The following is a 12471-nucleotide window of genomic DNA, read 5'->3' on the forward strand; positions in this document are numbered from 1 at the left end:
CGCGCGGGCTTGCATGGTGGGCTGAGCGGCTGACAAATCTGTTCCTTACGCTTCGTTCTCTTGTTCTCGTCATGGCCGGGCTTGTCCCGGCCATCCACGTCTTCTTCCTGCTGTGCCGCAAAGACGTGGATGCCCGGCACATCTGTGCGAAGACGTGCTTCGCACTTTAGGCCGGGCATGACGAGTCATTACGAATCCAGCGGATCGCCCTTGCTGGCGTCCCGCGCGCGCAGATAATCCTCCGTGGTCATCACGGGCGGGCGCGGTTGCGGCGCGGCGTGCGGGTCAAAGCTCTCGTTGACCACGGCTTCGACACGGCAATCCGCGCACATCTTGATGACGTCGAGACGTTTGGCGTTGGTGCCCTGGAACATCCAGTGCCTCTCGCCGAGTTTGGCCAGCACCTTGTCGATCGAGCTCTTGGTGCCGAACGGCTTGTTGCAGGCGATGCAGTGGAACGGCTCTTCTTCCTTCAGCACGGTGAGCGGCGCGTTCCACGCCTTGAAGTCGAGCCGCGGCTCCAGCGTGATGACGTCTTCCGGACAGGTGGACTGGCACAGCCCGCATTGCACGCAGAGGCTTTCGGTGAAACGCAGCATGGCGCGGTCGGGATTGTCCGACAGCGCATGGGTCGGACAGGCGGTGACGCAGGCATGGCAGAGCGTGCAACCCTCGACGTCGAGCTTCACGCCGCCGAACGGCGCGCCCGGCTGCAGCGGCACGATATCGACCGGCGCGGGTGCGGCGAGATGCAGCTCCCGAAAGGTCGTCTCCAGCACGCCACGTTTGGCGCCGCGCGGCACGAAGCCCGCCGGCTTCTGCGTGGCGATGCCGGCCGGCGCGGCGTCGAGCAGGCTGCGCAGCTGGTCGGGATCGTCGGTCTCGAGGATACGGACGAGGCCAGCGCCAAAACCGAGCGCCGAGACGATGGTGTCCGACATCTCGACCGCACGGCGCAGCCCTGAGATGTCGTGCTTCGGTTTGGCGCGCGTCAGCATCGCGACGCCACTGCCGCCATAGGCAAACACCGCAGCGATATTCTCCGGCCCGAGCTGCGTCACTTCATTGACGCGCACCGGCAGCACATTCGCCGGCAAGCCTGTGCCGAACCGCGCCAGCGCGTCGATGATATCGTCGCCATGCTCGCCGTCGTGGAACAGCACCACGGCGTTGCTGCCTCCAGCCTTGTGAAAGGTCTGCAGCAATGTGCGCAACCGCCGCATCAGCGCGTCCGCGCCGGGCAGCGAATAGGACGCCGCGCCGGTCGGGCATACCGAGGCGCAGGCGCCGCAGCCGGCGCAGACATTGGCGTCGATCGCGACCGCATTGCCGTTGGGCGCGATCGCACCGGTCGGACAGAGATCGAGACAGCGGGTGCATCCGGTGATGCCGGAGCGCGAATGGGCGCAGAGTGCGGCTTCGAACTGAACGAAGCGCGGCTTGTCGAAAGTGCCGACCATGCCGCCTGCTTCCGCGATGGCGCGTTCGACCGCGGCGCGGTCGCGCGGATCGGCGCGCAGATAGCCCGGGCGCAATTCATGCGCGGGAAACAGCGGCGCGCCGCCGGAGAGATCGAGGATCAGGTCGCAGGTCGAGGTGGCGCCATTGCGCGAAGACCCGAACACCAGTTTTGCGCGCGACGACGGCGTTGGCAGCGCATAATCGTCGATCGCAAGCTCGAAGGCGCCGAGATGGCCGCTGGCGTTGCGGATGGTACCCTTGAGCACCGGGAACTCGTTGCTGCGGCGCGGGATCACGTCGCCCGGCCTGCTCAGCAGCACGGTGATGTCGAGACGGTCGGCGAGACGTTGGGCTGCCTCGATCGCGACCTCGTCGCGGCCATAGACCAGCGCGACGCCGCTGCTCTCCAGCGTCACCAGCGAGATCGGCGGCATATCTTCCTGCGCCGCCGCGATCAGCGCCGCGGCTTTTGGACCTGCGGCGGCCGCGTCCTTCGACCAGCCGCCGGTCTCGCGGATGTTGACGAAGGTGAGCTCGGCCTGCGGCGAATTCTCCGCGACTTCGCGAAACAGCGGGGCTTCCTGCGTGCAGGCCACCGTAACAGGCGCGCCGTCGGAAAGCGCCGCCTTGAAGCGATCGAGATCGAGGCCGCAGAGCTGGTTGGCCTGCGTGATGGTGCCGCCGCAGCCGCGGCCGATTGCCGCCGCGTCGAGCGGCATGGTCTTCTCGCAACTGCAGATCAGGAGATGAGACGGCACCGCACTCATATTCAATGTCCTGAACCGGCGCGCAGAGCGCACGGTTGCTTCGTTCTCTGGTTCCGCGGTACCTGCTGGATCCGAAATCCGCAAGGGCCGGACCCGCTCGCGTTACGAGCCCGAGGGGGATAGCATACACCGGCGAATTGCAAAGCGATTAGGGATGAGCCTTTCGATGACGTCGCGCCTCGCGGACGTGGAACAGACACTCGATCTGCCCCCGGGCTATACTTTGTTCGCGTTGCGCGAGCTTGGCGACGCGTTCGCCCATGGCTGCGAGATCGCGGCGAGTTCAGGCGCGGGAACACTGGTCTGGGTGCGGCGCTACGACCTGGTCGAATTCGCCGTGGTGCTCGAACCCGACGAAGCGCTGGTATCGGCGCGCCGGGCATTCTTTGCCGGCATGAATGCGCTGGGCGACGCGATATCGTCGCATTGCCCTCCGGAGCGGGAAGTCAGCTTCGACTGGCCCGACGCCGTCAGGTTCGACGGCGGACTGTTGGGCGGCGCCCGGCTAGGCTGGCCCACGGATTGCGCCGAGAATGAAATTCCGGCGTGGCTGGTGTTCGGCGTCATCCTGCGCGCCGCCGACATGGCCCATGTCGAGGAGGTGCCGGCCGCGTCCGGCGTTGCGCTGCTGAGCGAGGGTTTCGAGATGATCGACACCAACGCGATCATCGAAAGTTTCGCGCGTCATCTGATGACCGGCTTCGACCAATGGCGGGAACGCGGGTTCGAAGCCGTCGCGCGCGACTATCTGGCGCGGCTTGCCGTCGGCAAGGCGGGCGAACGCCGCGGCATCGACGTCAACGGCGATCTGCTGGTGCGAACCGCCGCCGGCAAGGAGCCGCCGGAACGGACCAGCCTCGTGGCGGCGCTGGCGCGAGCGGACTGGTATGATCGCCAGGCGCGCGGCCCGAAGCTCGGATGAGGTTGAGATGCTGAAACTGCCGCGAACCATCCGGCTCGATCCGTCCGACACCTTCGTGTTCGAGCGGGCGGCGGAACCGGGCGAATGGGCGGTCTCCGGAGCGTTCGTGTTCTGGAACCAGGACCCGGCCGCGCTCGGCCCCAAGGCGCGCGTGGCGCTGCGTTCGGGTTTTCTCGGCGTCGAAAGTCTCGGCTGGTCGACGCTCGCCATCGTGACCGAGGCGAGCGAAGCGGAACGCGAGACGGTGGTCGAGCGCCTCGCAGCAAAATTGCTCGAAAAATTCGGCGCGCCGGATCTTGCCGCCGCGCGGGGGGCCGCCGAGGAAGAGGTCGCGTTTGCGGCCTCGCTGTGCGATCACGCCCCGCAGACCCTGCTCGCGGTGAAGCGCAGCGTCGAGGACGGCGAAATCCGCGAGCGCTTTCGCACGCTGCGGCCGCGCGAGACCGCCGGCGGCGCCGATTCCTTGCACGCCCATGCCAGCGCCTTTACCTTTCACGAGGTCGAGGGTGACGAAGAGCCCGCCGAACAGGTCGATCTCATGGGATTACTCAAGGCTGACCGCATGACCAGGGATCGTACATGAGAGAGTTCTGGGTCGCCTCCGGCCATCACCTCACCCGCCGTGGCGATCATGGCGGGCTATTGGCGACGCCCGAATTGATCATGGCCTATCTGGCGCGGCCCGAATTGATGCCGCCGGCCGACGCCTGCCCGGCCGAACTGCGGCTGCATGCGCGCCTGCTGGCCGATCCGCTACGCCCGGTTGCCGCGGCGGATATCGCGGCGCTGGCTGACGCCGACGCGCGGGAAAACTGGACCTTCATGGTGAATTTCCGCGACCGGCTGGTGGCGGCGCCGTCGCTGGAGGCGGTGTATGTGGCGCTGGCCCGCAAGGGCGCCGGCGATCTGCCGCCGATCTTCCTGTCGCAGCTGTGCCACCTGATCCTGCGCAACGCGCTGGAGGGCTGCGACGATCCCTACATGCTGCGCGCCGCCGAATTGTTCTTTCGCAGCCAGCTCGCCACCGTGCACGACGGCACGCTGCTGTTGGCCGACGCGGAGGTGATCGAGGCGCAGCAGCTCGCGCAAGCCGACATCCATTCGTCGCCGCTGACCGCGATGCTGGCGCCACCAAAGGCGTTCGGCGAGATGGACGTGATGGACGACGACAACGCCTGGACCTACTGGTCGCGTTCCGATGCCCACGCGATGGTGATGAACATCGGCGGCAATCCGAAGGCGCGCGCCGGACTAGCCCGAGTGATCGAACGCTGGATCGCCCATCTGCTCGGTGTCGCCGTCGAGGTCGAGACCGTGGCCTCGATCGAGGATCGCGACTGGCGCTGGTTCATCGGCCTCGACAGCGAGGGTACGAAGATCGGCAACGCTCTGTGGAACGGCGCTGAACTGGAAAGCAATGCCGCCGAGCGCATCATCGCGCTGATGCGCCTGACCATCGGGGATACGAGGCTGGTGGACGAGCGCGTCGGCACCAGGCCGGTCTATCTCATTCTGGCCAGCGGTGCCGACAGGGTGGTGCGGCTGAAGCCGCAGAATCTGATCGCGGGATTGCCGCTGGCGACGACCGCGAACGTGGCATGACGGGTGCGAGAACGGAGGGTCTGGCATGGCGTTGACCGAGACTTCCCGCCAGGTCGGCGTGGTGCTGCGCCGCCGCGCCATCGACAATCCCTGGATCGACCATATGTGGTCGCCGGCGATGATCCTCGACGAAGTGCCCGACACGGCGCCGTGGACCGTGCTGTCCAGCGACGCCGATGCGACGATCTACTATGCGGGTGCGGCCAGCATCGACCTGTTCAGTTCGGATACCGCCAATTATCGCGACAACCTCGCCGACGGCGAGCCGCGGATCTGGATCGCGCTGCGGCGCCAGGACGGCGGCCCGGAACTCGAACTGACCAAGGTCACTGCCGACCCGACCGAGGGCGAGGCGATCTTCGAGAGCGGCTGCGACGTGATCGGCACCGTGCCGATGCCGCCGGAGATCGCGGCGTGGATCGCGGCCTTTGTCGACCAGTTCCACGTCGAGCGCGCGTTCCACAAGCGCAAGCGGGATCGCAAGAGCAGCGATCGCGGCGGCATGCCGGATGAACCTTCGGATCAGGGGACAGGGCGCTCATGAGCGGTCCGGACCAGAACGACGAGGACAAGGGCTTCCTGGCGCGATGGTCGCAGCGCAAGCAGGAGGCAAAGCAGCCGGAACCCCGGCCGGATGAGCCCGAGGCTGAAATCCCGCCTGCGCCGGTGGCCGAAGCCGAGGCCGCGCCGGAGTTCGACCTTTCCAGCCTGCCGAAGCTGGAGGAGATGACGGGCGCGACCGATATTACCGGCTTCCTGCAGAAGGGTGTGCCCGAACATCTGCGCAATGCGGCGCTGCGAAAATCCTGGGCGCTGGATCCTGCCATCCGCAATTACGTCAATCCCGCGCTCGAATACGCCTATGACTGGAACGTTCCGGGCGGCGTGCCGGGCACCAGCGAGATCGGCGCCGGCTTGGATGTCGCGCGGATGGTGTTGCAGATCATGGGCGACGCTGCGCCGGCGGACGAACCTGTCACGTCAGCCGTCAAGTCAGAATCAGAAAAAGAGCCCGGCGATCCCGAACCGAAGCCGGAAAATGTCGCCGTGCCTGGTCCCGAACCGGCATTGCCTGTCGAAGCGCTGAGGCTGAGCGACGACGCAGGTATTTCGTCAGCCCAAAATGCGAGCGTCCAAACGCATCCGCCAGAACAAACTCCTGTTGCACCGCAACAACCGGTGCGACGCCATGGCTCGGCAAAACCGACTGTTTAGACAAAAGTTTTCTGCAGACATAGGCTCTGCCTATGTTACAGATTTCACACTGGAATAATTCCAGTTCTAAATTGTATGCCCGATTAAGAGGCACACGGGGGATGAGGCGGTCCAGCATGCGTGACGCCGGACTGGAACAAGCAATCAAGGCAGCAGGCGGCGTCGCATCCCTCGCGCGGGGAATCGGCATTGCGCAGCCTTCGGTTTCAGCGTGGTCGCGGATTCCCGCCGAACGGGTCCTCGCGGTCGAAGCGCTGACGCGGGTGCAACGAACCATTCTTCGCCCCGATCTCTACGGGCCATCCGAGGATCAGGTGACATCGAAACCCGAAATCGACGAGATCGATCAGCTGCGCGCCGCGGAATACGGCCTGTTGTCGCTGCTGCTCGGCAAGGCGCCCGACGCGGAGACGCTCAAGCGCGTCGCCACGCTGAAGGGCGACGCCTCCGACCTCGGCATCGCGCATATCGAACTCTCGGTGGCCGCGGCGGCAACGGATGATCGCACCGTCAGCAAGGAATTCTTCGATCTGTTCATCGGCCTCGGCCGCGGCGAACTGCTGCCCTATGCCTCCTATTACCTGACCGGTTTTCTGCACGAACGCCCGCTGGCGCGGGTGCGCGAGGATTTCGATCGGCTCGGGATCGAGCGCGCCGGCCCGTCGCGGGAGCCGGAAGATCACGTCGCGATCCTGCTCGAGGTGATGTCCGGCCTGGCGCGCGGCGACTTCGAGGCCGACTTCGGCGAACAACAGCGATTCTTCGAGCGCCATCTCAAGCCGTGGGCGGCGCGGATGTTCGCCGATCTCGAGATGTCGCAGTCGACCAAATTCTACCGTGCCGTCGGCCGGGTCGGCCGCATCTACATGGAACTGGAATCCGAGGCCTTCACGCTGTCCTGACAGCAGAAGGCAAGCGAAAGGGGAGATTGCAATGCGCAAGCCATCCGACAGCAAGGCGCCATCGGGCAAAGACGGTTCGAGGACGGCTGATGGCGTGGATCGTCGCCGCTTCTTCATGATGGGCGGATCGGCGGTCGCGGCCGCAGCGGTGGCGCCGCTGACGGGCAGCGAGGCCATCGCCGACGAGTCGCAGTCCGAGCGGGTCAAGGCCCGCTACAAGGAATCCGATCACGTCAAGAATTACTATCGCGTCAACCGCTACTGATGGGATCACGCACATGTTGATGAAGCGAAGAGATGGATCCGCAGGCAAGGCGCGTTTGCAGGGTGTCGCCGCCGGCCTCGCCTCTGGTGTGCTCGACCGCCGCACCTTCCTGCGCCGGTCCGGCCTCGCCGCCGGGGCAGGCGCCGCCCTTGGCTTGATGCCGCTCGGCTCGGTGCGCAAGGCGCAGGCCGGTCCGCAGGTCATCGGCGCAGCCACCGAACTCAAGAAGAATATCTGCACCCATTGCTCGGTCGGCTGCACCGTGATTGCCGAAGTGCAGAACGGCGTCTGGGTCGGCCAGGAGCCGGCCTGGGACTCACCGATCAATCGCGGCTCGCATTGCGCCAAGGGTGCCGCGGTGCGCGAGCTGGTGCATGGCGACCGCCGCCTGAAATGGCCGATGAAGCTGGTCAATGGCGAGTGGCAGAAAATCTCCTGGGACACAGCCATCAACGAGATCGGCGACAAGATGATGGAGATCCGCGCCAAGTCCGGCGCCGATTCCGTCTATCTGCTCGGCTCGGCGAAATTCTCCAATGAGGGCGCCTACCTGTTCCGCAAGTTCGCGGCGTTCTGGGGCACCAACTCGATCGATCACCAGGCCCGCATCTGCCACTCCACCACCGTCGCCGGCGTCGCCAATACCTGGGGCTACGGCGCGATGACCAACTCCTACAACGACATCCGGAACTCGAAGACCATCGTCTTCATGGGTTCGAATGCCGCCGAAGCGCATCCGGTGTCGCTGCAGCACATCCTCACCGGCAAGGAGATCAACCGCGCCAACGTATTCGTGCTCGACCCGCGCTTCACCCGCACCGCGGCCCACGCCACCGACTATGTGCGCTTCCGTTCCGGCACCGACATCGCGGTGATCTGGGGCATGCTGCACCACATCTTCAACAATGGCTGGGAAGACAAGCAGTTCATCGCCCAGCGCGTCTACGGCATGGACCAGATCCGCGCCGAAGTCGCCAAGTGGACCCCGGAAGAAGTCGAGAAGGTGACCGGCATTCCCGGCGAACAGCTGAAGAAGGTCGCCGAGACCTTCGCCAAGCAGCGGCCCTCGACCTTCATCTGGTGCATGGGCGGCACCCAGCACACCGTCGGCACCGCCAACGTCCGCGCCTATTGCGATCTGCTGCTGGCGACCGGCAATGTCGGCACCTTCGGCGGCGGCGCCAACATCTTCCGCGGCCACTGCAACGTGCAGGGCGCCACCGATCTCGGTCTCGATATCGTGACGCTGCCGCTCTATTACGGCCTGGTCGAAGGCGCCTGGAAGCACTGGGCCCGGGTCTGGGAAGTCGAATACGACTATCTGCAGGCGCGCTTCGACGAAGTGCCGGCGAAATCCGGCCGCCCGGCCCGCACCCGCAAGCAGAACATGGAAGCGCCGGGCATCCCGTCGACCCGCTGGTTCGATGCGACGCTCGCCAATCCCGACGATGTCGATCAGCGCGACAGCCTGAAGGGCATGTTCGTCATGGGCCATGGCGGCAATACCGTGCCGCGCATGACCGAAATGGTGAAGGGTATCGAGAAGCTCGAATTGCTGGTGGTCGCCGATCCGCATCCGACCACCTTCGCGGCGATCTCGAACCGCAAGAACGGCACCTATCTGCTGCCGGCCTGCACCCAGTTCGAGACCTCGGGCTCGCGCACGGCGTCCAACCGTTCGCTGCAGTGGGGCGAGCAGGTCGTCAAGCCGATCTTCGAATCCAAGGACGATTACGAGATCATCTACCGGATTTCGAAAAAGCTCGGTTTTGCCGATGCGATGTTCAAGAACATCAAGGTGGAAAACAACCATCCGTCGGCCGAAGATCTGCTGCGAGAAATCAACCGCGGCGGTTTCTCGACCGGCTATTCCGGCCAGTCGCCGGAGCGGCTGAAGGCCCACATGAAGAACCAGGACAAGTTCGACCTGGTGACCCTGCGCGCCAAGGCCGACGTGCCCGAGGTCGGCGGCGACTATTACGGCCTGCCGTGGCCGTGCTGGGGCACGCCGGCAATCAAGCATCCGGGAACCCACACGCTCTACAACACCAACCTGCACGCCAAGGATGGCGGCGGCACCTTCCGCGCGCGCTTCGGCGTCGTCTACGAAGAGAAGCAGCCGGACGGTTCGGTGAAGAAGGTCAATCTGCTGGCGGAAGGTTCCTACAGCAAGGGTTCGGAACTGACCGACGGCTATCCCGAATTCACCTATGGCGTGCTCAAGAAACTCGGCTGGGACAAGGATCTCACCGAGGCCGAACTCGCCACCATCAACAAGATCGGCGGCAACAATCCCGACGGCGTCGGCTGGGCGGTCGACCTGTCGGGCGGCATCATCCGCGTCACGCTGGAGCATGGCGTGATGGCCTATGGCAACGGCAAGGCCCGCGCGGTGGCGTGGAACCTGCCCGATCCCGTGCCGGTGCATCGCGAGCCGATCTACACTGCGCGCCCCGAACTGGTCGCCAAATATCCGACCCGGCCCGACGGCCGCCAGTTCCGCATGGCCAATCTCGGCTTCTCGATTCAGAAAGCCGCGGTCGACAAGGGATTGGCAAAACAATTCCCGATCATCCTGACCTCGGGACGTCTCGTCGAATACGAAGGCGGCGGCGAGGAAACCCGGTCGAACAAATGGCTGGCCGAGTTGCAGCAGGACATGTTCGTCGAGGTCAACACGGCGGACGCCGCCGCGCGCGGTATCAAGGACGGCGGCTGGGTCTGGGTAACAGGTCCGGAAAACGGCTCCAAGGCGCGGGTCAAGGCGCTGGTCACCGACCGGGTCGGCAAGGGCGTCGCCTTCATGCCGTTCCACTTCTCCGGCTGGTTCCAGGGCGTCGACCAGCGCGGCAACTATCCGAAGGGCGCAGATCCGATCGTGCTCGGCGAAAGCGTCAACACGATCACGAGCTACGGTTACGATCCGGTCACCGCCATGCACGAAGGCAAGGTGACCCTGTGCCAGATTCAATCGGCGTGAGGGGAGAATAGATCATGGCTCGCGTCAAATTCCTTTGTGATGCCGACCGTTGCATCGAGTGCAACGCCTGCGTGACCGCCTGCAAGAACGAACATGAAGTGCCGTGGGGCATCAATCGCCGCCGCGTCGTCACCATCAATGACGGCAAGCCCGGCGAACGCTCGGTGTCGATGGCCTGCATGCATTGCACCGATGCGCCCTGCGCCGCGGTCTGTCCGGTGTCGTGCTTCTACACCACCGCCGACGGCGTGGTGCTGCACTCCAAGGACCTCTGCATCGGCTGCGGGTACTGCTTCTACGCCTGCCCGTTCGGCGCGCCGCAATATCCCAAGGTCGGAAACTTCGGCTCGCGCGGCAAGATGGACAAGTGCACCTATTGCGCCGGCGGACCGGAGGCGGACAATTCGCCGGCCGAATACGCCAAATACGGCCAGAACCGTCTGGCCGAGGGCAAGCTGCCGATTTGCGCCGAGATGTGCTCGACCAAATCGCTGCTGGCCGGCGACGGCGCGATCATTGCCGAGATCTACAAGGAGCGCGTGATGAAGCGCGGTTACGGGTCGGGCATGTGGGGCTGGAAAACCGCCTACAGCGATTCGCCGACCGGCTGATGTAATTTGAGCGCCGCCCTGGTTGCGGCGGCGCTCGCGTAACCAAACACCGATCTCAAGATATCGAAAGGGCGTTGTGCAAATGCCAGGCTCACTTTCAACTCTCAAGGTCCTATGCGCCGCATTGGCGCTGCTGTTCGTCGTCGCCCAACCGGCCGCGGCGCAGCTTTCCTTCAAGCCCACGGCCGAAGCGGTGCAGGAAGACAAGCTCCTGAACGCGCTGAAGGAGGGCGACAAGATCAGCGGCCGGGTCAGCATTCCGGACGCGATGTCCGCCAGCCTGATCCAGCCGGCCGGCCGCGACTGGCGCGACTTCCACCGCAGCAAGCTGCCGATCATCGGCGGCATCGCGATCGTCGGAATGTTCGCGGCGCTTTTGATTTTCCTGATGGTGCGCGGCAAGATTCGCATCCATCGCGGTTTCGCGGGAACCACGATCCTGCGTTTCGCCTCGTTCGAGCGCTTCACCCACTGGCTGACGGCAAGCTGCTTCATCATTCTGGCACTGTCGGGCCTGAACATCAGTTTCGGCCGCAGCCTGATTTTGCCGCTGTTCGGCGCCGAAGGTTTCGCGACCATGTCGGGCTACGCCAAATGGGCCCACAATTATCTGGCATTCCCGTTCATGCTCGGCCTCGTGATCATGTTCCTGATCTGGATCAAGGATAACATCCCGGGCAAGGTCGATCTGGAGTGGTTCAAGCAGGGCGGCGGCGTCCTGTTCAAGGGCAAGCATCCGCCGGCCAGGCGCTTCAACGCCGGGCAGAAGGGCATCTTCTGGATCGTGATCATCGGCGGCGCGCTGATGTCGGTGTCCGGCTGGTTCCTGCTGTTCCCCTACCTTCCGGCCAATGTGACGACGCTGCAGTTCTGGACCGTGATCCACGCCGTGATCGCGATGCTCTTCATCGCCGCCATGATGGCGCACATCTATATCGGGTCGATCGGGATGGAGGGCGCGTTCGACGCGATGGGAACCGGCGAGGTCGATCTCAACTGGGCCAAGGAGCATCACTCGCTCTGGGTCGAGGAAGAGCAGGCCAAGGGACAGGCGCCATCGGGAACCACCCCGCGAGCCATGCCGGCCGAATAACTCGGCCGGCCTAATTCATTCTTTTGGGGTAGCGTCATGAAAGTCTTTCTTGCGGCCTTGGTGTTCGCGGCGGTCGTCGCCGGCGGCACGGCGGTGTTTCTCCGCGGCATCCAGCAGCCGGTTTCTTCCGCTTTCTCCACCAGCGGCGCCAGGGTCGGCGACCCCGGCAACAACCTGATGGTGCCGGGCTGATCGCGTCGTCGGGTTCACCGGCCGTTTCCGCTGCCTGGCCGGTCGAAATCCGGCTCACCAGGGATCGCCGATTGCTGCATGTCAGCTTCGACGACGGCAAGGCGTTCGACCTCACCGCCGAATTGCTCCGCGTCACCAGCCCGTCGGCCGAAGTGCAGGGTCATTCCGAAGCGGAACGCAAGACCGTTGGCGGCAAGCGCAACGTGACCATCCTCTCCGTCGATCCCGTCGGCAATTACGCTGTTCGCCTCGGGTTCGACGACATGCACGCCACCGGCATCTACTCATGGGCGTTTCTGCGCGATCTCGGCGTCAACGCCGAGCGCCGGTTCCAGAACTATCTCGACGATCTCGGCGCCAAGGGCCTCGATCGTGACAAGCCGGGCATGCGCTGACGCGCGCAGCCCGGGCATACGCTGACGCGCGCAGCCCGGGCATACGCTGACGGGAACCTGGAGAGC

At 64.9% G+C, this 12471-nt stretch carries 13 protein-coding genes; 12 read left to right on the forward strand and 1 reads right to left on the reverse strand.

Going from position 1 to position 12471, the window contains the following annotated elements; genetic code table 11:
* Positions 1-188: 188 nt before the first annotated feature.
* The gene (locus tag Q7U29_RS03025; RefSeq protein WP_304738236.1) at positions 189-2228 is read right to left on the reverse strand and encodes a 4Fe-4S binding protein; all 2040 of its coding nucleotides are present in this window, start codon (positions 2226-2228) and stop codon (positions 189-191) included.
* Between the two features lie 166 nt (positions 2229-2394).
* On the opposite strand from Q7U29_RS03025, the gene Q7U29_RS03030 reads away from it, so the two are divergent.
* From Q7U29_RS03030 to Q7U29_RS03085, 12 genes are all read left to right on the forward strand, one after another.
* Entirely contained in the window at positions 2395-3150 is a 756-nt protein-coding gene (locus tag Q7U29_RS03030; RefSeq protein WP_304738237.1) for a biotin/lipoate--protein ligase family protein, read from the forward strand.
* A gap of 7 nt (positions 3151-3157) precedes the next feature.
* Positions 3158-3733 (forward strand): DUF6505 family protein, encoded by a 576-nt coding sequence (locus tag Q7U29_RS03035; protein ID WP_304738238.1) that lies wholly within the window; start codon positions 3158-3160, stop codon positions 3731-3733.
* Positions 3730-4752: a DUF6352 family protein gene (locus Q7U29_RS03040; RefSeq protein WP_304738239.1), complete on the forward strand. Its 1023-nt coding sequence runs from the start codon at positions 3730-3732 to the stop codon at positions 4750-4752. The genes Q7U29_RS03035 and Q7U29_RS03040 overlap by 4 nt, the downstream gene beginning before the upstream one ends.
* A 25-nt stretch (positions 4753-4777) precedes the next feature.
* Entirely contained in the window at positions 4778-5296 is a 519-nt protein-coding gene (locus Q7U29_RS03045) for a DUF3305 domain-containing protein (protein ID WP_304738240.1), read from the forward strand.
* Positions 5293-5967, forward strand: a complete 675-nt coding sequence (locus Q7U29_RS03050) for a DUF3306 domain-containing protein (RefSeq protein WP_304738242.1) — start codon at positions 5293-5295, stop codon at positions 5965-5967. The genes Q7U29_RS03045 and Q7U29_RS03050 overlap by 4 nt, the downstream gene beginning before the upstream one ends.
* Positions 5968-6083: 116 nt before the next feature.
* Positions 6084-6869, forward strand: coding sequence for a molecular chaperone TorD family protein (locus tag Q7U29_RS03055; RefSeq protein WP_304738246.1), 786 nt, complete (start codon positions 6084-6086; stop codon positions 6867-6869).
* Between the two features lie 31 nt (positions 6870-6900).
* Entirely contained in the window at positions 6901-7134 is a 234-nt protein-coding gene (locus tag Q7U29_RS03060; RefSeq protein WP_304738249.1) for a hypothetical protein, read from the forward strand.
* A gap of 13 nt (positions 7135-7147) precedes the next feature.
* Positions 7148-10114, forward strand: coding sequence for a formate dehydrogenase subunit alpha (locus Q7U29_RS03065; RefSeq protein WP_304738252.1), 2967 nt, complete (start codon positions 7148-7150; stop codon positions 10112-10114).
* A gap of 14 nt (positions 10115-10128) precedes the next feature.
* Positions 10129-10725 carry a formate dehydrogenase FDH3 subunit beta gene (fdh3B, locus tag Q7U29_RS03070; RefSeq protein ID WP_304738255.1) on the forward strand — a complete coding sequence of 199 codons (597 nt, stop codon included), beginning with the start codon at positions 10129-10131 and terminating at the stop codon, positions 10723-10725.
* An 82-nt stretch (positions 10726-10807) separates the two neighbouring features.
* On the forward strand, positions 10808-11818 hold the full coding sequence (locus Q7U29_RS03075; protein WP_304738257.1) for a formate dehydrogenase subunit gamma: 1011 nt from the start codon (positions 10808-10810) through the stop codon (positions 11816-11818).
* Positions 11819-11854: 36 nt separating this feature from the next.
* Positions 11855-12010, forward strand: a complete 156-nt coding sequence (locus tag Q7U29_RS03080; protein WP_304738260.1) for a hypothetical protein — start codon at positions 11855-11857, stop codon at positions 12008-12010.
* Positions 12010-12405, forward strand: a complete 396-nt coding sequence (locus Q7U29_RS03085; protein WP_304738397.1) for a DUF971 domain-containing protein — start codon at positions 12010-12012, stop codon at positions 12403-12405. The genes Q7U29_RS03080 and Q7U29_RS03085 overlap by 1 nt, the downstream gene beginning before the upstream one ends.
* Positions 12406-12471 lie beyond the last annotated feature (66 nt).

Origin of the sequence: Bradyrhizobium sp., assembly GCF_030654605.1 — a bacterium.
Lineage (GTDB): Bacteria > Pseudomonadota > Alphaproteobacteria > Rhizobiales > Xanthobacteraceae > Bradyrhizobium.

What these genes read in the sequence shown, in the direction of transcription:
- Q7U29_RS03025 (WP_304738236.1), bottom strand. Translation starts at nt 2,228, where the DNA reads ATGAGTGCGGTGCCGTCTCATCTCCTGATCTGCAGTTGCGAGAAGACC.
- Q7U29_RS03030 (WP_304738237.1), top strand. Translation starts at nt 2,395, where the DNA reads ATGACGTCGCGCCTCGCGGACGTGGAACAGACACTCGATCTGCCCCCG.
- Q7U29_RS03035 (WP_304738238.1), top strand. Translation starts at nt 3,158, where the DNA reads ATGCTGAAACTGCCGCGAACCATCCGGCTCGATCCGTCCGACACCTTC.
- Q7U29_RS03040 (WP_304738239.1), top strand. Translation starts at nt 3,730, where the DNA reads ATGAGAGAGTTCTGGGTCGCCTCCGGCCATCACCTCACCCGCCGTGGC.
- Q7U29_RS03045 (WP_304738240.1), top strand. Translation starts at nt 4,778, where the DNA reads ATGGCGTTGACCGAGACTTCCCGCCAGGTCGGCGTGGTGCTGCGCCGC.
- Q7U29_RS03050 (WP_304738242.1), top strand. Translation starts at nt 5,293, where the DNA reads ATGAGCGGTCCGGACCAGAACGACGAGGACAAGGGCTTCCTGGCGCGA.
- Q7U29_RS03055 (WP_304738246.1), top strand. Translation starts at nt 6,084, where the DNA reads ATGCGTGACGCCGGACTGGAACAAGCAATCAAGGCAGCAGGCGGCGTC.
- Q7U29_RS03060 (WP_304738249.1), top strand. Translation starts at nt 6,901, where the DNA reads ATGCGCAAGCCATCCGACAGCAAGGCGCCATCGGGCAAAGACGGTTCG.
- Q7U29_RS03065 (WP_304738252.1), top strand. Translation starts at nt 7,148, where the DNA reads ATGTTGATGAAGCGAAGAGATGGATCCGCAGGCAAGGCGCGTTTGCAG.
- fdh3B (WP_304738255.1), top strand. Translation starts at nt 10,129, where the DNA reads ATGGCTCGCGTCAAATTCCTTTGTGATGCCGACCGTTGCATCGAGTGC.
- Q7U29_RS03075 (WP_304738257.1), top strand. Translation starts at nt 10,808, where the DNA reads ATGCCAGGCTCACTTTCAACTCTCAAGGTCCTATGCGCCGCATTGGCG.
- Q7U29_RS03080 (WP_304738260.1), top strand. Translation starts at nt 11,855, where the DNA reads ATGAAAGTCTTTCTTGCGGCCTTGGTGTTCGCGGCGGTCGTCGCCGGC.